Source organism: Actinomadura montaniterrae, assembly GCF_008923365.1.
GTDB lineage: Bacteria > Actinomycetota > Actinomycetes > Streptosporangiales > Streptosporangiaceae > Spirillospora > Spirillospora montaniterrae.
The window spans coordinates 1-19,080 of sequence record NZ_WBMR01000075.1 but is presented as its reverse complement, the minus strand read 5'-3'; the positions used below and the strand labels follow the sequence as shown (position 1 = coordinate 19,080).

Sequence of the window (19,080 nt, the reverse complement as noted above, 5' to 3'; positions counted from 1 at the left end):
GAGAATCTATCGTTTGCAACTGTGAAGAGTCAAGAGGGGGCGGCGAAAGTGGGCGTTGCCGCGGAGACGGTCGACCGGAACCGGGCGCTCCAGACCGAGTGGTACGGCGAGCCGCTGGGCGACCGCGTCCGCCGGCTCCTGGACCGGCTCGGCCTCTCCCAGTCGGCGCTCGCCGGCGTCCTCGGGCTGTCCGCGCCGATGCTCTCCCAGCTGATGTCGGGGCAGCGCGCCAAGATCAGCAACCCGGCCGTGCTGCACCGGCTGCTGGCCGCCGAGGACCTCGCCGCCGACCCCGGCTTCGACGCGATGGCGGCGGCCGAGGTCAGGGAGCGGCTGAAGGCGATCGGCGCCGAGTCGGCCGCGACGACCTCGGGCCTGCGCGCCGCGACGTCCGGCCGCGTCCCGGTCGGCGGCGCCGCCGACCGGGACACGTCCGGCGGCACCGCGCAGGGTGGTGGCGTCGCGCAGGGTGGTGGCGTCGCGCAGGGCGTCGCGGGCGGCGGGCCCGTGTACGCCGAGCAGCCGGCGCGGCTCGTCCAGGCGCTGCTGCGCGAGGTCGCCTCGGCCGCCGAGATCGAGGCCGCGGCGGCGCTCATCGGCGACCGCTTCCCGGACCTGGCGGAACTGCTCCGCGTGTACGGGAACGGCCGCACGAGCGAGGCCGAGGCCCACTACGCGCGCATCGTCCGGGACGCCCGCGGTCACTGAGCGCGTTCGCCCGCCGCATGCGCGCTCTCGCTGGCCGGATGGCCGCTCGGTCATGCCGCGGCGTGCTCGTCTCGATTCCGCTGGGCCATAACGACTGGTTATGAGAACCGGGCGGTGCAGTAGCGCGTTTCCGGGGCTAAAGTCTGTGGTCAGGGTCACATGCGGGTCTGGCTGTTATGTATGTCACAGCTCCCGCGGGGTGGCGTAAGGTCGCTTCGCTGGAAGCGCACACGAGGCGTCACCGCGCGCATGCGGGACGGCGCCCCAGGCCGGGCGCGACGGCCGCGCGAGTGCGCTCAGACCGTGGTACGGGGACACGACGACCCGAGCTCAGGAGAGCGATCGATGAGCACTATGGAGGCGCCGGCCAAGTCGCGCGCCCAGATCAAGGAACGCACGCTCCGCAAGGACAACTGGCGCCTGTATCCGATCACGACGTTCGTGATCTTCACCGCGTGGGTGGTGTACGCGACCGTCAGGGCCTTCTGGGGCGCGGCGTTCTACGTCCCGCAATACCACTACCTGACGCCGTTCTACTCGCCCTGCCTGAACGACATCTGCAGCAACGTCACCGTCAACGGCCACACGGGCGACGCCGCCGAGTTCGGCACCTTCCTGCCGGCGGGCACCCGCGGCTGGATCCCCTTCGCGATCATCACGCTGCCGTTCCTGCTGCTGTTCCGGCTTACCTGCTACTACTACCGCAAGGCCTACTACCGCTCGTTCTGGGCGTCGCCGCAGGCCTGCGCGGTGCGCGAGCCGCACGGCAAGTACACCGGCGAGCGCCGCTTCCCCCTCATCGGCCAGAACCTGCACCGCTACTTCTGGATGGCCGCGTTCCTCATCTCCGTCATCAACACCTGGGACGCGGTCCGCGCCTTCCACGGCAAGGACGGCGGGTTCGGCATCGGGCTCGGCACGATCATCCTGGTCGCCAACGTGGTCCTGCTCTGGCTGTACACGCTGTCGTGCCACTCGTGCCGGCACATCGTCGGCGGGCGGCTGAAGAACTTCTCCAAGCATCCCCTCCGGTACCGCATGTGGGGCTGGGTCTCCAAGATCAACCAGAACCACGGGACCTACGCCCTGATCACGCTGGGCTCGCTGGTGGTGGCCGACGCCTACGTCGCGTTCGTGGCCGGCGGCGTCTTCTCCGACCCCCGCATCTTCAACTGAGGCCAAAGGATCATGACTGAGATCGAGAGGCACGCCTACGACGTCGTGGTGATCGGTGCCGGCGGCGCCGGGCTGCGGGCGGCGATCGAGGCCCGCCTCCAGGGCAAGAAGACCGCGATCATCTCCAAGTCGCTGTTCGGCAAGGCGCACACGGTGATGGCCGAGGGCGGCGCCGCCGCGGCGATGGGGAACGTCAACCCCAACGACAACTGGCAGGTGCACTTCCGCGACACCATGCGCGGCGGCAAGTTCATGAACAGCTGGCGGATGGCCGAGCTGCACGCCAAGGAGGCGCCCGAGCGCATCTGGGAGCTGGAGCACTGGGGCGCGCTGTTCGACCGCACCAAGGACGGCAAGATCAGCCAGCGCAACTTCGGCGGGCACGAGTACCCGCGGCTGGCGCACGTCGGCGACCGGACGGGCCTGGAGCTGATCCGCACCGCGCAGCAGAAGATCGTCGCGCTGCAGCAGGAGGACCACGCCGAGCACGGCGACTACGAGGCCCGGCTCAAGGTGTGGGCCGAGACGACCGTGACGCGGCTGCTGAAGGACGGCGACCGGATCTGCGGCGCGTTCGCCTACGTCCGCGAGACCGGCAAGTTCGTCGTGTTCGAGGCGCCCTCGGTGGTGCTGGCGACCGGCGGCATCGGCAAGGCGTTCAAGGTCACGTCGAACTCCTGGGAGTACACCGGCGACGGGCACGCGCTGGCGCTGCTCGCCGGTGCGACGCTGCTGAACATGGAGTTCGTGCAGTTCCACCCGACCGGCATGGTCTGGCCGCCGTCGGTGAAGGGGATCCTCGTCACCGAGTCGGTGCGCGGCGACCGCGGCGTCCTCAAGAACTCCGAGGGCCGGCGGTTCATGTTCGACTACGTCCCCGAGGTCTTCAAGAACCAGTACGCCACCACCGAGGAGGAGGGCGACCGCTGGTACGACGACCCCGACAACAACAAGCGGCCGCCGGAGCTGCTGCCCCGTGACGAGGTGGCCCGCGCGATCAACTCCGAGGTGAAGGCCGGCCGGGGATCGCCGCACGGCGGCGTGTTCCTCACCGTCGTCGACCGGATGCCGGGCGGCGCCGCGGAGATCGTCCGGCGGCTGCCGTCGATGCACCACCAGTTCAAGGAGCTGGCGGACGTCGACATCACCAAGGAGCCGATGGAGGTCGGCCCGACCTGCCACTACGTGATGGGCGGCGTCGAGGTCGACCCGGACACCGGCGCGGCGAAGGTGCCGGGGCTGTTCGCGGCCGGCGAGGTCTCCGGCGGCATGCACGGCTCGAACCGGCTCGGCGGCAACTCCCTGTCCGACCTGCTGGTCTTCGGCCGCCGGGCCGGGCTCGGCGCGTCGGAGTACATCGACGCCCTTCCCGAGCGCCCCAGCGTCCCGGAGTCGGAGATCGAGGCGGCGGTCGCGGAGGCGCTCGCGCCGTTCGAGCGGGAGGACGGCGAGAACCCCTACGCCGTCCACGCCGAGCTGCAGCAGACGATGAACGACCTGGTCGGCATCATCCGCAAGGAGGCGGAGCTGCAGCAGGCCATCGAGGCGCTCGGCAAGCTCCGCGAGCGGGTCGCCCACGTCGGCGTCACGCCGGTCGCGGTGGGCGACGACGGGCGCGGCTACCACCCGGGCTGGCACCTGTCGCTGGACCTGCGGAACATGATGCTGGTGTCGGAGGCGGTCGCGAAGGCGGCGCTGGAGCGGCAGGAGAGCCGCGGCGGGCACACCCGCGACGACTACCCGCAGATGTCGGCGGAGTGGCGGAAGGTCAACCTGGTCTGCAGCCTCGCCGGGGACCCGTCGTCCCCGCACGTCGAGCTGAAGCGCCAGCCGATGACGCCGATGCGCGAGGACCTGCTGGGCCTGTTCGAGACCGACGAGCTGAAGAAGTACCTCACGGCCGAGGAGCTGCCGGCCGACGTGGCGGCGGAGGCCGATGCGACCGCCGGGGGCGCCGCTGTGGACGACGAGGAGGGCGAGCAGTGAGCTACGAGGCCAAGTTCAAGGTCTGGCGCGGCGACGACGGCGCGGGCGAGCTGACGGACTACACGGTCGAGGTGAACGAGGGCGAGGTCGTCCTCGACATCATCCACCGGCTGCAGGCGACGCAGGCGCCGGACCTCGCCGTCCGGTGGAACTGCAAGGCCGGCAAGTGCGGGTCGTGCTCGGCGGAGATCAACGGCATGCCGCGGCTGATGTGCATGACGCGGATGTCCACCTTCACCGAGGACGAGACGATCACCGTCACCCCGATCCGCACGTTCCCGGTGATCCGCGACCTCGTGACGGACGTGTCGTTCAACTACGAGAAGGCGCGGCAGATCCCGTCGTTCGACCCGGGCGACGTCAAGCCGGGCGAGTTCCGGATGCAGCAGGAGGACGTCGAGCGCTCGCAGGAGTTCCGCAAGTGCATCGAGTGCTACCTGTGCCAGAACGTCTGCCACGTGATCCGCGACCACGAGGAGAACAAGCCCGAGTTCGCCGGGCCGCGGTTCCTCATGCGGATCGCGGAGCTGGAGATGCACCCGGCCGACCAGGCGGACCGGCGGGAGATCGCGGCGAAGGACCACGGCCTCGGGTTCTGCAACATCACCAAGTGCTGCACCGAGGTGTGCCCCGAGCACATCAAGATCACCGACAACGCGCTGATCCCGATGAAGGAGCGGGTCGTCGGCCGCAAGTACGACCCGGTCGTGTGGCTCGGCACCAAGCTCGGCATCGTCAAGAAGGGCCAGGACACCCCGTCCGCGTGACCCGGTGACGCCCCGAACCGGTGACGGCCTGACCAGGTGACGGCGGGCGGCGACGGCGGGCGGCGACGGCGGGCGGCGATGCCCCCGGACCGCCGCCCGCCGTTCCGCCGTTCCCCATGAACGCCGTGCTCGCCGCCGGGGGCACGGCGCCCCTGTCCACCGTGCCTCCGCGCAAGCCGGGCGCCGGCGGCCTGCCGGCCGCACACGCCGCGATCAACCCTGGCGCCCGCGCGTCCCGCTGAATAGGGAAGAGTGCACACAACGCGTGACAAATTCGTGATTATCCCCCGGGACCCGTGCCGCCGGGTTCCCCTTAGCGTGGTGGGCATGAGCCCCCTCGAACCGGGTTCGTTCCTCGCCGAGCTCACTCCGGCGGAACGCGGCGACCTGGAATCCCGCGGCCGTGTCCGCGACTTCGCCCGGGGGGACACGCTGTTCGTCGAGGGGGACCGCTCCAGCTGGGTCGCGGTCCTGCTGAGCGGCCGGGTCAAGGCGTTCTCCTACCGCGAGCACGGCGGCGAGGCGCTGCTCGCGGTGCGCGGCCCCGGCGCCCTGCTGGGCGAGGTCGCCGCGATCGACGGCCTGCCCCGCTCGGCGACCGTCTCCGCGCTGGAGCCGGCGCGGGCGCTCGCCGTCACGGCCGAGGAGTTCATGGCGTTCCTGCAGGCGCACGGGCGGGTGTCCATCATCATCATGCGGATGCTGTGCCAGCGCTGGCGCGACGCGGACCGCAAGCGCGTCGAGTTCGGCATGTTCGACGCGACGGGCCGGGTGGCGCAGCGCCTCGTCGAGCTGGCGGAGCGGTTCGGGCAGCCCTACGACGGCCGCGCGGGCGCGGCGGGCCGCACCGGCGGGCAGAGCGTCCGGATCACGCTGAACCTGTCCCAGGAGGAGCTGGCCGGGTGGGTCGGCGCGTCGCGGGAGGCCGTCAGCAAGGCGCTGCGGACGCTGCGCCGGCACGGCTGGATCGAGACGGGCCGCCGCCGGCTGATCGTGCACGACCTGCAGGCCCTGCGCCGCCACGCGCGCTGACGGCCGAGGCGGCCGCGGGCGGCGCCGGGGCGGGCCCGTACTCTGTGCAGGATGCAGCTACAGCAGCTCGCCTACTTCGTCGCGGTCGCGGAGGTTCGCCACTTCACGCAGGCCGCCGAGCTCCTGCGGGTGGCGCAGCCGTCGCTGTCCAAGCAGATCCGCGCGCTGGAGACCGAGCTGAACGCGCCCCTCTTCAGCCGCGCGCGGGGGAACATCACCCTGACGCCGGCGGGGGAGGCGCTGCTGCCGCTGGCCAAGCGCATCCTCGCGGACGTGGACACGGCGCGGCTGGAGGTGCAGGAGCTGACCGGGCTGCGGCGCGGGCGCGTCCGGCTGGGCGCCACGCCGTCGCTGTGCGCGGGGCTCCTCGCGGACGTGCTGCGCCGCTTCCACGACGACTATCCCGGCATCCAGCTGCTGGTGGAGGAGGGCGGGTCGCGGGACCTCGTCAAGGAGCTGACCCGCGGCTCGCTGGACCTGGCCCTGGTGATCCTGCCGCTGCACGGCGACCCGCCGCTGGACACCACGCCGATACTGCGCGAGTACCTGGTGGTGGCCTCCCCGGACGGCGACTCCGCGGCGGTGCAGATGCCGCGCCGCTCCTACCTGCGCATCGAGGACCTGCGGAACCGTCCGCTGGTGATGTTCCGGCCGGGGTACGACCTGCGCGAGGCGACGATCAGCGCGTGCCGGGCCTCGGGGTTCGAGCCGCGGTTCGCCGTCGAGGGCGGCGAGATGGACGCCGTGCTGCGGTTCGTCGAGGCGGGCCTCGGGATCGCGGTCGTGCCCAGCATGGTCCTCGCGGGACGGCCCGGTCTGCGCGGGACGCCGCTCGTCCTCGCCGACGAGGAGGCGCGGCGCGGCCACCACGGTCCCGGTCTCCTCCGCACGATCGCGCTGGCGCACCGCAAGGACGTCGACCTGACGCACGCGGCGCGCGCGTTCCAGGACCTGCTGATGACGTTCCTCGTGGAGGCGGGCGCGGCGGGCAGCCTCCCCGCCGGCGTGGAGACCCTCCTCCGCGACTGATGGCGGCGGCGCGTCAGCGCAGGTCGTCGGCGGCCTCGCGGTAGGCGTCGGCGGCGCGCCGGAAGTAGTCGAAGAGGACCGCGCGCTGCTCGGGCGCGTACCCGCCGATGATCTCGCCGATCCGGCGGCGGGCGGGCGCGAGGACGCGGTCCAGGTCCGCGGGCTCGCCGGCGGGCTCGACGATCACCTTGCGGCGGTCGTCCGGGGAGGGGACGCGGCGGACGTACCCGGCCTGCTCCAGCCGGTCGATCAGCCGGGTGGTCGGCCCCGTCGTCAGCCCGGTCCGCGCGGACAGCTCGCCCGGCGTCATGGCCCCGGCGAGGTCGAGGATGTTCAGCGCGTACAGGTCGGTGGCGCCGAGCCCGCAGGCGCGGGCGCCGGCGGCCCCGTGCAGCATGACGGCGCTGAGGTAGCGCCGGTAGGTCTCCGACTCGGGCTCGGGCGTTGACATTGCGACCTCCCGCCACTTAATCTCTTCCTCAACGAAGAGAAATCTTCAAAGCAGAAACTTCTGCAAAGAAGCTATCATGGAGGGATCCGCCATGACCGACGAGACCGCGATCCGCGCCCTGTTCGAGCAGCTCACCGACGCCTGGGACCGCGGGGACGGCGCCGCCTACGGCGCCTGCTTCACCGCCGACGCCACCTACATCACCTATGTCGGCACCCTCTACCGCGGCGCGGAGGAGATCGGCGCCGCGCATCAGGCCCTCTTCGACAGCTTCCTGAAGGGGACGAAGCTGGCCTGCGAGATCGTCGACATCCGGATGACGGCGCCCGGCAGCGCCGTGGTCGTCACGCGCGGCGACACCTACAAGAAGGCGCCCGGCAAGCTGAAGAAGCTGCAGACGAACACCGTGGTCCGCTGCGCCGACGGCCGGTGGCGGCTTGCGGCCTTCCAGAACACCCTGCACAAGTCGCTGATGGAGGCCGTCTCCTTCCGGTTCCAGCCCGCCACCAAGCCCGCCGCGGCGCCCAACACGATGCCCGCCGCGGCGCCGGCGGCCCGCTGATCCGGTTCGGCGGCCCGGCCGCCGAAGGCGTTGTACGGTTGCGGGACGGGCGGCGGGCGGCGAGGGGAGGCCGGTGTGGACGACCGCACCTCCCGGCAGCGCCACTTGGTGAGGCTGCTGGCGGGCTTCTTCGGCTTCGCCCTGACGGCCACCCTGTCCGTCGTCCCGAACGCCGCGGCCGTCGAGATCGTCCGGGTCGGGACGGCAGCGGCGGCGAGCGGCGCCGGCTCGCGGGGCCTCGCGTCCTCGCCCGCCCGCGAACGCCGCTCCGCGCCCGCCTGGCCGCGGTTCTCCGCGGCGGACGTCCACCTCTGGAAACGGCTCGGGTTCGTCTCGCCCGAGCGGCACGGCGACCACTCGGTCCTGCCGTCCGCCGCTCCCGACCTGGCACTCCAGCGGGTCCGCGCCGCGGCCGCCCGGTCGCGCACGGTCGTCCCGGCGTCCGTCCACATCGGCACCGCACCGGTGCGAGGGCCTCCTACCTGCACGGGTTCCTGACGCTCATCTGTCATCGGCCGCAGTAGTCCTGCGGACGCTGCGGCGTCCCCGTATGGAGGTCGGTCATCTTCCGCTTCGCCATGCGGCGAGCGCGCCATGCGCTCGCCCGGTTCACCCTGCCCGCGCACCCCCCAGTGGACGCGGCGTGCTGACCGCGTTCGCCCGCGCGTTCCGGACCCCGGACCTGCGCAAGAGACTGCTGTTCACCCTGTTCGTCGTCCTCGTGTTCCGGCTGGGGCAGAACGTGCCGCTGCCGAACGTGGACGTGGCGGCGCTGAAGTCCGCCGCCGACGCCGCGAAGAAGAGCAACCAGCTGTACGGGCTGCTCGACCTGTTCAGCGGCGGCGCGCTGCTGAAGCTGTCGGTCTTCGCGCTCGGCGTCTACCCGTACATCACCGCGAGCATCATCCTGCAGCTGCTGACGGTGGTCGTCCCGAAGCTGGAGGCGCTGAAGAAGGAGGGGCAGTCCGGCACCACGAAGATCACGCAGTACACCCGCTACCTCACGGTCGCGCTCGCGATTCTGCAGGGCACGAGCGTCGTCGCGATGACGTCCGCCGGGCAGCTGTTCCAGGGCTCGGACGGCATCCTGCACGACAAGGGGATCTTCCCGATCGCGACGATGGTGGTCTGCATGGTCGCCGGGACGGCCGTCACGATGTGGCTGGGCGAGCTCGTCACCGAGCGGGGCGTCGGCAACGGGATGTCGGTGCTGATCTTCACGCAGGTGGTGGCCGTCTTCCCCGGCCAGCTGTGGGGCATCTACCAGGCCAAGGGCGGGTTCGTGTTCGCGCTGGTCATCGTCGTCGGGCTGGCGATCATGGCCGGTGTCGTCCTCGTCGAGCAGGCGCAGCGGCGCATCCCGGTGCAGTACGCCAAGCGGATGGTCGGCCGCCGCGTCTACGGCGGCACCTCGACCTACCTCCCGCTGAAGGTCAACCAGGCGGGGATCATCCCGGTCATCTTCGCCTCGTCGCTGCTGTACCTGCCGCTGCTCGCCACGCGGCTGTGGCCTGACGTGAGATGGCTGCAGCGGATCCAGCCCTACCTGGACCAGGCGAACCCGTGGCACATGGGCGCGTTCTTCGCGCTGATCGTGTTCTTCACCTACTTCTACGTGGCGATCACGTTCAACCCGGTGGAGGTCGCCGGCAACATGCAGAAGTACGGCGGTTTCGTGCCCGGCATCCGGCCGGGACGCCCCACCGCCGAGTACCTCGACCACGTCCTGACCCGCGTCACCGCGCCCGGCGCGGCCTACCTGGGCCTCGTCGCGCTCATCCCGATGGCGGCGCTGACGCTCCTGGACGTCGGCGACCAGTTCCCGTTCGGCGGGACGACGATCCTCATCGCCGTCGGCGTCGGGCTGGACACCGTCAAGCAGATCGAGAGCCGGCTCCAGCAGCACAACTACGAGGGGTTCCTCCGCTGAACGTGGCCCGCCGCCGGGACGCGCCGTCCCGGCGGCGGACCCGCGTCACCGCGGGTTCACAGGTGCGGGGTCAGAGCGGCGAGCAGGTGGCGCTTGGGCTTGGCGCCGACCATCTGATGGACGACCTCGCCCCCCTTGTAGAGCGTCAGCGTCGGGAAGCCGAGGACGCCGTACCGGCTCGCGATGTCGGGGTTCTCGTCGCCGTTCAGCGACGCGATGGTGAGGCGGTCGCCGAGCTCGGCGTCGAGCTGCTCAAGGATCGGCGCGATCATCTTGCACGGCGGGCACCAGTCGGCCCAGAAGTCGACCAGGACGGGGCCCGGGGCGTTCAGGACCTGCTCGTCGAAGGTCGCGCTGGTCACGGTGATCATCGGTCGCCTCCTGCGGGACGGTGCAGCCCGGGCACGCCCGGGCGAGTTGGGCGGCCACGTCGGCGCGGCGCCGGACGAGGGTGGCGATCTCGGCGTCGATCTCGGCGAGCTTGCGGCGGTAGACCGCGACCGGCTCGGGGCACGCGTCGCCGGTGGCGTGCCCGGAGCGCAGGCAGTCCACGAACGGGCGGGTGTCCTCCAGCGTGAACCCGGCCGCGAGCAGCGACCGGATCTGCGCGACGAGCCGCAGGTCGGACTCGTCGTACTGGCGGTACCCGTTGGGCGCGCGGCGCGCGGTGATCAGCCCCTGCTGCTCGTAGAAGCGCAGCGTGCGGGTGCTGACGCCGGCGCGTTCGGCCAGCTCGCCGATCAGCATCGGAGATCCTCCTTCGGTGGCCGTCAGCGACCGTACGCCTTGACGTGCGCGTCAAGGTCAAGCGGGCGCGTCAAGGTCGAGCGGGCGCGTCAAGGTCGAGCGGGCGCGGCAAGGTCGAGCGGCGCGGGGTCGGGACGGGCGTCGAAGGACTCCCGGGCGGTGAGGATGTCGCCCACGTTGGCGATGGCCCAGTCGGCGATGGCGCTGGTCAGGCGGCCGGCCTCGGCGCCGAGCGGGGTGAGGCCGTACTCGACGCGCGGCGGGACGGTCGGGTAGACGGTGCGGCTGACGAGGCCGTCGCGTTCGAGGGCGCGCAGGGTCTGGGTGAGCATCTTCTGGGTGATGCCGTCGAGGGCGCGGCGCATCTCGTTGAAGCGCATCGGCCCGTCGCTGCGGCGGAGGGCGCCGAGCACGTAGAGCGTCCACTTGTTCGCGAGGACCTCGATGACCGTGCGGGACGGGCAGTCGCGGCGGTAGGTCAGGGGCCAGCGATCACTCGGGGTGGTATCCACAAGGTACCTGGATATCAAACAGGTGCCTTCTTCACAACGGGTACCGGGCTCCTCCAGCATGGACGCCGGGCGGCCGGGCGGCCGCGGGGAAGGGGTGCCGGAGATGCGTGCTGTGGTCCAGCGGACGTGGGGCGGTCCGGAGGTGCTGGAGGTCGCCGAGGTCCCGCGGCCGGACGCGGGGCCGGGCGAGGTGCTGGTCCGGGTCGCGGCGGCCGGGGTGAACCCGGCGGACTGGAAGATCCGTTCGGGGGCCGTGCGGAGGCTCGCCGAGCCGCCGTTCACGCTCGGCCTGGACGTCGCGGGCGTGGTCGAGGCCGTCGGCGAGGGCGCGTCCGGGTTCCGGCCGGGGGACGCGGTGTTCGGGAACACGTTCCCGCCGAACGGTTCGTACGCCGAGTTCGTCGCGGTCCCGCAGGAGCGGCTCGCCCGCGTTCCGGACGGCCTGGACCTGGTGCAGGCGGCGGCGCTGCCCACCGCGGTGCTGACGGCGTGGCAGCCGCTGGTCCGGGTCGCGGGGGTGAGCGCGGGGCAGCGGGTGCTCGTACACGCGGCGGCGGGCGGGATCGGGCATCTGGCCGTGCAGATCGCCAAGGCGCGCGGCGCGCACGTGATCGGCACGGCGCGCGCCGCCAAGCACGCGTTCCTGCGCGGGCTCGGCGCGGATGAGCTGGTCGACTACACGGCGGAGGACTTCGCGGAGGCCGTCCGGGACGTCGACGTGGTCCTGGACCCGATCGCCGGCGACTACGGGCCCCGGTCGCTGCGGACGCTGAAGCCCGGCGGGCTGCTGGTCGACGTGCGCGGCACCGGTCCGGACCGGACGGAGGTGCGGCGGCTGGCCGAGGAGCGGGGCGTGCGGTTCGTCGAGTTCGGGTTCACGCCGTCCGGCGCGGACCTGGCGGAGGCCGCGGACGCCGGGGTGCGGGCGGTGGTCGAGGAGGTGCTGCCGCTGGCGGACGCGGCGAAGGCGCACGCGCTCAGCGAGACGGGACGGGTGACGGGGAAGATCGTCCTCGCCGTGTGAGGCGGACCCGCCGGACGAGGTGGAACAGCGCCGCGGGCGCAGCCGCGGTCCACAGGAGAGCGGCGCCCGCGTGCTGGTCGTGCAGCGGAGCCGCGCCCCAGCGGCGTCCGAGGCCCTCGTACCAGCCGCCGCCGAGGACGGTCCCGTCCAGCATGAGGACGATCCCGGCGGCGACGAGCAGCAGTGGCAGGACGACCGGTACGCGCACGCTGCTGAAGAACGCCAGGCCGATCGTGAGGAAGCAGGCCATCGCCAGCGAGTGGAGTGCGTGGTTGGCGAGCGACGCACCGAACAGGGGCGAGACGTAATAGGCGTAGAGGCTCAGAAGGAACAGCGCTGAGGACACGGCCGGTTCTCTGAGGAACCGCACGCCCCGGCTGTCGACGGCGGCGGCGGGCAGCGAGCCCGCAGGTACGAGCTGCAAGGGACGTCCGTACAGAAGCAGTATCGGCGCCACCACTCCGACCAGGACGTGCTGCAGGGCGTGGGCGCTGAACAGGACCATGCTGTAGCGAGCGATGCCGCTGCCCATGGCGAACAGTAGGACGCTCAACCCGGCGGCCCACGCGACGCTACGTCCCACGGGCCAGCTCCCTGCCCGTGCCACCCCGACTCCGTACAGGACGGCGCCGAGGAGGACGAGTACCAGGAACAACGGGTCGATCCACCAGTGCGTTAGGTACGCGGCGACGCCGGCCGGGCCGGGCAGCGGGAAGCCGAGCCGCAGCGCCACCGCGTCGATGGTGCCGGGCGAGACCTCGGGCGGCGGCGTCCGCGACAGGCCGGTCGCGAGCGCCATCGTCGCCGCCATCGTCACGATCTCGGCCGACCCGAGCCGGACGAACGGCCGGGGCGCCGACGCCAGCGCGGGGATCGTGGCGCGGCGGTGCCACCAGCCCATGGCGCCGAGGGCGACGAGCGCGGCGGCCTTCGCCACGATCAGCGCGCCGTAGCGCGATCCGAGGTGCAGGCCGCCGAGCCGGATCCACGCGTTCACCGCGCCGCTCACACCGACGACGGTGAACGCGACCAGCGCGAGCCCGCTGTAGCGCTCCACCACACGTGGCAACCGGTCCCGGATCTCCGGTGCGAGGAGGACGAGCGCCACGAGCCCGCCGATCCACAGCGCGGCGCCCGCGATGTGGGCGGCGAGGCTGAACACGGCGAGCGCGTGGTGGGACCCGGTCGCGGCGTGGCCGGTGAACAGCGGCGGCATCAGCCCGGCGACCGCCGCGAGCAGCAGGTATCCGGCGGCGCCGGGGGCGGCGGGCAGCCGGGCCGTCCACCAGAGCGCGGCGGCGGTCGCGAAGACGAGGACCAGCGCCCGGCCCTGCGGCAGGTCGATGAGGAACGCCCGCAGCATGTCGCCGCTGATCCCGGTGAGACCGATCCCGAACAGGTCGGACACGCTGAACGCCGCGAGCGCGAGCGTGCACAGCGCCCACGCCAGCGCGCTCAGCGACGCCGCCCGCAGGCACCGGCGCGCGGCGTCCGTCGCCGGGACGTACACGGCGGCGGCGAGCAGCCAGCCGACCGTCACGGTGGACGCGGCGTTCACGCCGAGCTTGGCGACGGCGAGGCCGGTCTCGGTCAGCGCGCCGGCCTCCGACAGCCCGGGCGCCGCGGCGGCGCCGAGCGACCCGCCGAGCCGTACGACCAGCGCGAGGACGAGCAGGGCCGCCGCGAGCGCCACCGTCACGAGGAGGGGGCGGTCGGTCCCGGGTGCCTGCCGCGGTTGCGTTGCCACGGCGGAGGATACGCAGGAACCGGGGCGGAAGGTTCAGCGCGCACTAAAGTGTCCGCCATTCCGGCGACGCGTACGGACATCCGGTGAGGGGACGATGAGCGCCAACGACGGTGGCAACACCTACCTCGAGAAGGTCGTCGCGCAGCAGGCCGTCCTGGAGGGCGACCTGAGGTCGCGCCGGTCGGCGCCGCCGCCGCCCGGCGCGGTGCCGCCGCCGGGGCCGCTGGCCAAGCGGGACCGCGTGCTCGGCGGTGCGCCCGCCGCCCCCGAGCACGCCGAAGCGGGCCCGGTCGAGGTGCGCATCAAGGGCTTCTGGCGGTGGAAGAACGTGCTGGTCCCGCCGAACGCCTTCGTCGTGCACACCCGCCGGGGGCGCGCGGAGCCGCTGCACATCGGGCTGGGGGTGTCGTTCCGGTTCAACCCGTCCACGGACTCGTTCCTGGTGGTGCCGGGCGCGACGCAGACCATCCTGATCAACGCGTACTGCATCTGCAGCGAGCTGCAGGGCGTGCTCGTCCAGGGCTACGTCCAGTGGATCATCCAGGACTTCGCGACCGCCTACCGCAAGCTCGACTTCGGCGACGCGCAGGACCCGATGCGGGTGGTGAACCTGCAGCTGCGCGAGCAGGCGGAGGCGGCCATCAAGGACAAGGTCTCCAGCATGGGCGTGCGGGACGTGCTGAGCGACAAGCAGCCGATCATCGAGGAGCTGACCGCGCGGCTGCGCGCCGTCGCCGAGGGCGAGGACCACAGCGACCGCGGGCTCGGGCTGCGGATCGTCACCGTCCAGATCAAGGAGGCGGTGGTCAGCTCGTCGCGGCTGTGGGAGAACCTGCAGAAGCCGTACCGGGCCGAGCAGGGCCGCATCGCGCGGCTGGCGGAGCTGGAGGCGGAGGAGGCCGTCGCGCAGCGGGAGATGGCGGCGCAGCGGGTGAAGGAGACGCAGCGGCTGGAGCACGAGCGGGAGCTGGCGGAGCTGCGGTCGCGCAACGAGGCGGAGCGGTTCGACACCGAGACGGCCGAGAGGCTGCGCCGCACCCGCCGCGAGCACGACGACGCCCGCGAGGTCGCCGAGCTGGAGACGGAGACGACCCGGCACGCGCTGCGGATGGAGCGGGAGCGGCACGCGGAGGAGGCCGAGACGGGACGGCTGCGGATCGAGCGCGACCACGAGCTGAACCGGCTGCGGGTCGAGGGCGAGCTGGCGCTGAAGGAGACGCGGGAGCGGTCGCACCACGAGACGGCGCTGCTGGGCCTGGAGCGCGACCGGGCCCGCGCGGCGATGGACAACGAGCAGACGCCCGCGGCGATCCAGGCGCGGCTGATCACCCGGCTGCCCGACATCCTGGAGCGGCTGCCGAAGCCGGACGAGCTGCGCACCGTCACCGTCAACGGCGCCGACCAGACCAGCGTCGCCGGGCTGCTGACCCAGCTCGCCGCGGTGATCGGCGCGCTGCGCGCCGCGACCGCGGAGGCCCCCTCCGTCACGGGCGGGGCGGCTCCGGAGGGAAGCGGACGGGCAGCGCGGTGAGCGCCCGGTGGAACGGGCCGGGACGCCATTCCAGCTCGTCCACCGGGACGGCCAGCTCCATGTCGGGCAGCCGGTCGAGGAGCTTCTCGATGGCCACGGACGCGATCAGTCGCGCCTGGCCCTTCGCGGGGCAGGTGTGCGGGCCGGCGCTGAACGCCAGGTGGGCGCGGTTGCCCGCGCGCCCGGCGGCGGCGCGCGACGGGTCGGTGTTGGCCGCCGCGTAGGAGATGACGACGGGCTGGTCGGCGGGCAGCAGGCGGCCGTGGAACTCGACGTCCTGCCGCGGATAGGTGATCCCGAAGTTCGCCATGGGCGGGTCGGTCCACAGGATCTCGTCGAGGGCGTCCTCGACGGGGAGGCTGCCGCCGGACAGGTCGCCGCCGAACCGGTCGTCGGACAGCAGCAGCCGCATGCCGTTGGCGATGAGGTTCTGCTCCGGCTCGACACCGCCGCCGAGCAGCGTGACGAGCTGGTGCAGCATCTCCCCGTCGGTCAGCTCGGACGGGTGGGCCAGCAGCCACGACGTCACGTCCGCGCCCGGCTTCTCCCGCTTCAGCGCGACGAGCTCCATCGTCGCGCCGCCCAGCAGCGCGTTGCTCGCCTCGGCGTCGACGCCGTTGAGGATGCCGCCGAGCCCGGTCAGCATCCGCTCGCCGATGTCCGGCGGGCACCCGAACAGCTCCAGCACCACCCGCGTCGGCAGCGTCCGCGCGTATCCGGAGATCAGCTCGACCTCGCCGTCCGCGGCGAAGCCGTCGATGACGAGGTCGGCGTTGCGCTCGATGTTCTCGCGCAGCGCGGCCGGGTCGACGCGGGCCAGGCCGTCGACGACGGCGGACCGCAGCCGCGCGTGCGCGGGGCCGTCCGCGGCCTGGCAGTTCTCCCGCCACATCATCACCGGCAGCACCGGGCAGTCCGCGGGCACGCCCTCCTGCCAGCGGCGCGCGTCCTTCGGGAACGTCGCCGGGTCGCGCAGCACCTCCAGCGCCGCGTCGTAGCCGAGGACGAGCGTCGCCGGGACGCCCGGCGCCAGCTCGACCGGGGCGAGGTCGCCGTGCTCGCGCATCCGCGCGTAGACGCGTTCGGGCGCCTCCGCGAACTCCGGCCCGTACATGGGCACGCGGTCTGCCTCGACAGGCGCTCCGGTCATTGCGGGGGGAACCTCACGGGCAGCGCGACCAGCGCGCGGTGGAAGGGGCCGGGGCGCCATTCCAGCTCGTCCGCCGGGACGGCCAGTTCCATGTCGGGCAGCCGGTCGAGCAGCATCTCGATCGCCGCGGACGCGATGACCCGCGCGTGGCCCTTGGCCGGGCAGGTGTGCGGGCCCGCGCCGAAGGCCAGGTGGGCGCGGTTGCCCGTCCGGGCGTGCGAGGCGCGGGACGGGTCGGTGTTCGCCGCCGCGTACGAGATCAGCACGGGCTGGTGGGCGGGCAGCCGGTGGCCGTGGAAGTCGACGTCCTGCCGGGGGAAGGCGGTGTTGTAGTTCGCCATCGGCGGGTCGGTCCACAGGATCTCGTCGAGGGCGTCCTCGACGGGCAGGCTGCCGCCGGACAGGTCGCCGCCGAACCGGTCGTCGGACAGCAGCAGCCGCAGCCCGTTGGCGATGAGGTTCTGCTCCGGCTCGGTGCCGGCGCCGAGCAGCAGCGTGAGCTGCTCGGCCATCTCGTCGTCGTCGAGCTCGGCGGGATGGCTCATCATCCAGGACGCCACGTCCGCGCCCGGGCTCTGCCGCTTCAGCGCGACGAGGTCCCGCGCGGCCTCGCCGAGCATGGTGTTGGCCTCCTCCGGGGAGACGCCGTCGAAGATCCCGCTCATGCCGCGCACGAGCCGGTCGCCGATCTCGGGCGGGCAGCCGAACAGCTCGCGGAACACCAGCAGCGGCAGCACGCGCGCGTACTCGCCGATCAGGTCGGCCTCGCCCGCGCCCGCGAACGCGTCGATCAGCGTCGCCGCGGCCTTCTCGGTGTGCTCGCGCAGCGCGGCCGGGTCCACCCGGTCGAGGCTCTCCTTGATCACCGCGCGGAGGCGCGCGTGCGTGGCGCCGTTGGTGAACAGGGCGTTGGGCCGGCTCATCATCATCGGCAGCACCGGGCATTCCGGGCCCACCGCCACCTCCCACACCGTGCTGCAGCGCGGGAAGGTCTCGGCGTCCCGCATGATCTCCAGCGCCGCGTCGTAGCCGAGGACGAGCGTCGCCGGGACCCCGGGCGACAGCTCGACCGGGGCGAGGTCGCCGTGCTCGCGGAGCGCCGCGTACACGCGGCCGGGGTCGGCGGCGAACTCCGGCCCGTAGAGCCGCCCGGGCTCGGGCTCGTCGCCGCCGGCGCCGTCCACGGGACGGGTCTGGTCGACGGTCACGGCGCCTCCTGGCCGAGGGCGAGCAGATGGTCGACGAGGGCGATCAGCGCGTGCGTCGACGACGCCCGGTCCCGCGCGTCGCAGGTGACCAGCGGCGTCGACGGCGCGAGGTCGAGGGCCTCGCGCACCTCCGCGTCCGGGAACTCCGGCGACCCGTCGAACCGGTTCACCGCCACCGCGTACGGCAGGCCCTGCTTCTCCACGATGTCCATCACGGCGAACGACTCCTGCAGCCGCGCGGTGTCCACCAGGATCAGCGCGCCGAGCGCGCCGCGCGCCAGGTCGTTCCAGAGCCGGGTGAAGCGCTGCTGGCCGGGCGCGCCGAACAGGTACAGGACGAGGTCGTCGCTCAGCGTCAGCCGGCCGAAGTCCATCGCGACGGTGGTCGTCGTCTTGTCGCGGACGCCGGCCAGGTCGTCGACGGTCGCGCCCGCCTGCGTCATCCGCTCCTCGGTGCGCAGCGGACGGATCTCCGACAGCGTCCCGACGTAGGTCGTCTTGCCGACCGCGAAGTGCCCCACGATGAGGATCTTGACCGCGGTCCGGACGGTCTCGCGCAGGTACGGGCCGCTCCCCGCGAGAGCGGTGTCAGAGGCTGGCGCGGAGTCCATCGAGCACCTCCTGCAGGAGCCGGGTCCGGGACGCCGGGGCGGCCGCCGCCGGCGCGCGCGTGGTGAGGTGCCCGCTGTCGACCAGGTCGGACAGCAGCACCTTCGTCACCCCGACGGGCAGCGCCAGGTGCCCGGCGATCTCCACGACCGACAGCGCGCCGCCCCGGCACAGCTCGACGATCCGCAGCTTCTCCGGGGACAGCCCCGCGCGAGGCAGGTCGCCGGCCGAGATCACCAGCGTGACCAGGTCGAACACGTTGCGGGACGGGTGCGCCCGGCCGCCGGTGACCACGTGCGGGCGCACCAGCGCGCGCTCGTTGCGGCGGCTCATGCGCGGGTGTCCGCGCCCGGGCGCGGCGGGCTGGTCAGCTCCTTGCCCAGCCGCTGCACCAGCTCCTGGAGCCGGAACGACACCGTCTCCATGTCCACGTGCTGCGTCGCCGACACCGCCAGGTAGGCGCCCGGCCCCGCCGCGACGAGGAACACGTACCCGTCGTCGAACTCGCTGACGGTCTGCCGCCACGTCGTGCCCGCGTCGCCGCAGAACTCGGCGGTGCTGCGGGCCAGCGACTGCAGCCCGGACATGCCGGCCGCCTGCCGCTCCGCCTCGTCCCGGCCGATGCGCTCCGAGTGGGCCATCAGCAGCCCGTCGGCCGACAGCAGGATCGCGTACCGCGTCTCGGGCATCCGCAGGGCGTCGTCGAGCATCCATCCGAGCCGGTTCGTGCCGTCGTCCATCGCGCCGTTCCACCCCTCGTTCATGGCCGCAGGTCCTTTCCTTCAACGCCCGGGGGCGGCACCGGAGTGCCGGTGGCCGGCGTGCCCGCGCGGCCGGACCGGGTGCCGCGCTGCCAGGCGCCGAGCCCGGCGGCGGTCTCCCGCGGCGGGCGCACCGGCTCGGCCCAGGTG

Annotated in this window: 21 protein-coding genes; 11 read left to right on the top strand and 10 right to left on the bottom strand. The window is 72.8% G+C overall.

What is annotated here, in order from left to right; all coding sequences use genetic code 11:
- Positions 1 to 48 precede the first annotated feature (48 nt).
- The 6 genes from F9B16_RS24165 (at position 49) to F9B16_RS24140 (ending at position 6,698) form a co-directional block, all read left to right on the top strand.
- Complete coding sequence (locus F9B16_RS24165) at positions 49 to 708, top strand: helix-turn-helix domain-containing protein (RefSeq protein ID WP_225991902.1); 660 nt, start codon at positions 49 to 51, stop codon at positions 706 to 708.
- A gap of 345 nt (positions 709 to 1,053) precedes the next feature.
- Entirely contained in the window at positions 1,054 to 1,884 is an 831-nt protein-coding gene (locus F9B16_RS24160) for a hypothetical protein (protein WP_151542403.1), read from the top strand.
- A 12-nt stretch (positions 1,885 to 1,896) separates the two neighbouring features.
- A complete protein-coding gene (locus F9B16_RS24155; protein WP_151542402.1) occupies positions 1,897 to 3,870 on the top strand; it encodes a fumarate reductase/succinate dehydrogenase flavoprotein subunit in 1,974 nt (657 codons plus the stop codon).
- Positions 3,867 to 4,637, top strand: a complete 771-nt coding sequence (locus tag F9B16_RS24150) for a succinate dehydrogenase/fumarate reductase iron-sulfur subunit (protein WP_151542401.1) — start codon at positions 3,867 to 3,869, stop codon at positions 4,635 to 4,637. The genes F9B16_RS24155 and F9B16_RS24150 overlap by 4 nt, the downstream gene beginning before the upstream one ends.
- Positions 4,638 to 4,964: 327 nt before the next feature.
- Positions 4,965 to 5,669: a Crp/Fnr family transcriptional regulator gene (locus F9B16_RS24145; protein ID WP_151542400.1), complete on the top strand. Its 705-nt coding sequence runs from the start codon at positions 4,965 to 4,967 to the stop codon at positions 5,667 to 5,669.
- A gap of 51 nt (positions 5,670 to 5,720) precedes the next feature.
- Positions 5,721 to 6,698, top strand: a complete 978-nt coding sequence (locus F9B16_RS24140) for a LysR family transcriptional regulator (protein WP_151542399.1) — start codon at positions 5,721 to 5,723, stop codon at positions 6,696 to 6,698.
- 13 nt (positions 6,699 to 6,711) lie between these two features.
- Here F9B16_RS24140 and F9B16_RS24135 read toward each other — a convergent pair whose 3' ends face one another.
- Positions 6,712 to 7,149, bottom strand: coding sequence for a MarR family winged helix-turn-helix transcriptional regulator (locus F9B16_RS24135; protein WP_151542398.1), 438 nt, complete (start codon positions 7,147 to 7,149; stop codon positions 6,712 to 6,714).
- 91 nt (positions 7,150 to 7,240) lie between these two features.
- On the opposite strand from F9B16_RS24135, the gene F9B16_RS24130 reads away from it, so the two are divergent.
- From F9B16_RS24130 to secY, 3 genes are all read left to right on the top strand, one after another.
- Positions 7,241 to 7,711, top strand: a complete 471-nt coding sequence (locus F9B16_RS24130; protein ID WP_151542397.1) for an SgcJ/EcaC family oxidoreductase — start codon at positions 7,241 to 7,243, stop codon at positions 7,709 to 7,711.
- Positions 7,712 to 7,786: 75 nt separating this feature from the next.
- Positions 7,787 to 8,209, top strand: coding sequence for a hypothetical protein (locus F9B16_RS24125; RefSeq protein ID WP_151542396.1), 423 nt, complete (start codon positions 7,787 to 7,789; stop codon positions 8,207 to 8,209).
- Positions 8,210 to 8,354: 145 nt separating this feature from the next.
- The gene (gene secY, locus F9B16_RS24120; RefSeq protein WP_151542395.1) at positions 8,355 to 9,641 is read left to right on the top strand and encodes a preprotein translocase subunit SecY; all 1,287 of its coding nucleotides are present in this window, start codon (positions 8,355 to 8,357) and stop codon (positions 9,639 to 9,641) included.
- 56 nt (positions 9,642 to 9,697) lie between these two features.
- Here secY and trxA read toward each other — a convergent pair whose 3' ends face one another.
- From trxA to F9B16_RS53670, 3 genes are all read right to left on the bottom strand, one after another.
- The gene (trxA, locus tag F9B16_RS24115; protein ID WP_151542394.1) at positions 9,698 to 10,012 is read right to left on the bottom strand and encodes a thioredoxin; all 315 of its coding nucleotides are present in this window, start codon (positions 10,010 to 10,012) and stop codon (positions 9,698 to 9,700) included.
- A complete protein-coding gene (locus F9B16_RS24110) occupies positions 9,894 to 10,388 on the bottom strand; it encodes a MerR family transcriptional regulator (RefSeq protein ID WP_151542393.1) in 495 nt (164 codons plus the stop codon). The genes trxA and F9B16_RS24110 overlap by 119 nt, the downstream gene beginning before the upstream one ends.
- Before the next feature lie 89 nt (positions 10,389 to 10,477).
- On the bottom strand, positions 10,478 to 10,900 hold the full coding sequence (locus F9B16_RS53670) for a winged helix-turn-helix transcriptional regulator (protein ID WP_192808968.1): 423 nt from the start codon (positions 10,898 to 10,900) through the stop codon (positions 10,478 to 10,480).
- A gap of 103 nt (positions 10,901 to 11,003) precedes the next feature.
- On the opposite strand from F9B16_RS53670, the gene F9B16_RS24100 reads away from it, so the two are divergent.
- Entirely contained in the window at positions 11,004 to 11,924 is a 921-nt protein-coding gene (locus F9B16_RS24100) for an NADP-dependent oxidoreductase (RefSeq protein WP_151542391.1), read from the top strand.
- Here the strand turns inward: F9B16_RS24100 and F9B16_RS24095 are convergent.
- A complete protein-coding gene (locus F9B16_RS24095; protein ID WP_151542390.1) occupies positions 11,878 to 13,671 on the bottom strand; it encodes a cytochrome c oxidase assembly protein in 1,794 nt (597 codons plus the stop codon). The two genes, F9B16_RS24100 and F9B16_RS24095, sit on opposite strands and share 47 nt — an antisense overlap.
- Positions 13,672 to 13,765: 94 nt before the next feature.
- Here F9B16_RS24095 and F9B16_RS24090 point away from each other — a divergent pair, with 94 nt between their 5' ends.
- The gene (locus tag F9B16_RS24090; protein ID WP_151542389.1) at positions 13,766 to 15,202 is read left to right on the top strand and encodes an SPFH domain-containing protein; all 1,437 of its coding nucleotides are present in this window, start codon (positions 13,766 to 13,768) and stop codon (positions 15,200 to 15,202) included.
- Here the strand turns inward: F9B16_RS24090 and F9B16_RS24085 are convergent.
- From F9B16_RS24085 to F9B16_RS24065, 5 genes are read right to left on the bottom strand one after another with little or no spacing between them, the layout of a single operon-like run.
- On the bottom strand, positions 15,156 to 16,352 hold the full coding sequence (locus tag F9B16_RS24085) for a cytochrome P450 (RefSeq protein ID WP_151542388.1): 1,197 nt from the start codon (positions 16,350 to 16,352) through the stop codon (positions 15,156 to 15,158). The two genes, F9B16_RS24090 and F9B16_RS24085, sit on opposite strands and share 47 nt — an antisense overlap.
- A complete protein-coding gene (locus tag F9B16_RS24080) occupies positions 16,349 to 17,560 on the bottom strand; it encodes a cytochrome P450 (protein WP_151542387.1) in 1,212 nt (403 codons plus the stop codon). The genes F9B16_RS24085 and F9B16_RS24080 overlap by 4 nt, the downstream gene beginning before the upstream one ends.
- Positions 17,557 to 18,171 (bottom strand): GTP-binding protein, encoded by a 615-nt coding sequence (locus tag F9B16_RS24075; protein WP_151542386.1) that lies wholly within the window; start codon positions 18,169 to 18,171, stop codon positions 17,557 to 17,559. The genes F9B16_RS24080 and F9B16_RS24075 overlap by 4 nt, the downstream gene beginning before the upstream one ends.
- Positions 18,149 to 18,502 (bottom strand): DUF742 domain-containing protein, encoded by a 354-nt coding sequence (locus F9B16_RS24070; RefSeq protein ID WP_151542385.1) that lies wholly within the window; start codon positions 18,500 to 18,502, stop codon positions 18,149 to 18,151. The genes F9B16_RS24075 and F9B16_RS24070 overlap by 23 nt, the downstream gene beginning before the upstream one ends.
- Positions 18,499 to 18,933, bottom strand: a complete 435-nt coding sequence (locus tag F9B16_RS24065) for a roadblock/LC7 domain-containing protein (protein ID WP_225991901.1) — start codon at positions 18,931 to 18,933, stop codon at positions 18,499 to 18,501. Before F9B16_RS24065 ends, F9B16_RS24070 begins: the two co-directional genes overlap by 4 nt.
- Positions 18,934 to 19,080 lie beyond the last annotated feature (147 nt).

Coding starts and splice junctions, on each gene's coding strand:
- F9B16_RS24160 (WP_151542403.1), top strand. CDS start 1,054: ATGAGCACTATGGAGGCGCCGGCCAAGTCGCGCGCCCAGATCAAGGAA.
- F9B16_RS24155 (WP_151542402.1), top strand. CDS start 1,897: ATGACTGAGATCGAGAGGCACGCCTACGACGTCGTGGTGATCGGTGCC.
- F9B16_RS24145 (WP_151542400.1), top strand. CDS start 4,965: ATGAGCCCCCTCGAACCGGGTTCGTTCCTCGCCGAGCTCACTCCGGCG.
- F9B16_RS24140 (WP_151542399.1), top strand. CDS start 5,721: ATGCAGCTACAGCAGCTCGCCTACTTCGTCGCGGTCGCGGAGGTTCGC.
- F9B16_RS24135 (WP_151542398.1), bottom strand. CDS start 7,149: ATGTCAACGCCCGAGCCCGAGTCGGAGACCTACCGGCGCTACCTCAGC.
- F9B16_RS24130 (WP_151542397.1), top strand. CDS start 7,241: ATGACCGACGAGACCGCGATCCGCGCCCTGTTCGAGCAGCTCACCGAC.
- trxA (WP_151542394.1), bottom strand. CDS start 10,012: ATGATCACCGTGACCAGCGCGACCTTCGACGAGCAGGTCCTGAACGCC.
- F9B16_RS24110 (WP_151542393.1), bottom strand. CDS start 10,388: ATGCTGATCGGCGAGCTGGCCGAACGCGCCGGCGTCAGCACCCGCACG.
- F9B16_RS24100 (WP_151542391.1), top strand. CDS start 11,004: ATGCGTGCTGTGGTCCAGCGGACGTGGGGCGGTCCGGAGGTGCTGGAG.
- F9B16_RS24090 (WP_151542389.1), top strand. CDS start 13,766: ATGAGCGCCAACGACGGTGGCAACACCTACCTCGAGAAGGTCGTCGCG.
- F9B16_RS24085 (WP_151542388.1), bottom strand. CDS start 16,352: ATGACCGGAGCGCCTGTCGAGGCAGACCGCGTGCCCATGTACGGGCCG.
- F9B16_RS24075 (WP_151542386.1), bottom strand. CDS start 18,171: ATGGACTCCGCGCCAGCCTCTGACACCGCTCTCGCGGGGAGCGGCCCG.
- F9B16_RS24070 (WP_151542385.1), bottom strand. CDS start 18,502: ATGAGCCGCCGCAACGAGCGCGCGCTGGTGCGCCCGCACGTGGTCACC.
- F9B16_RS24065 (WP_225991901.1), bottom strand. CDS start 18,933: ATGAACGAGGGGTGGAACGGCGCGATGGACGACGGCACGAACCGGCTC.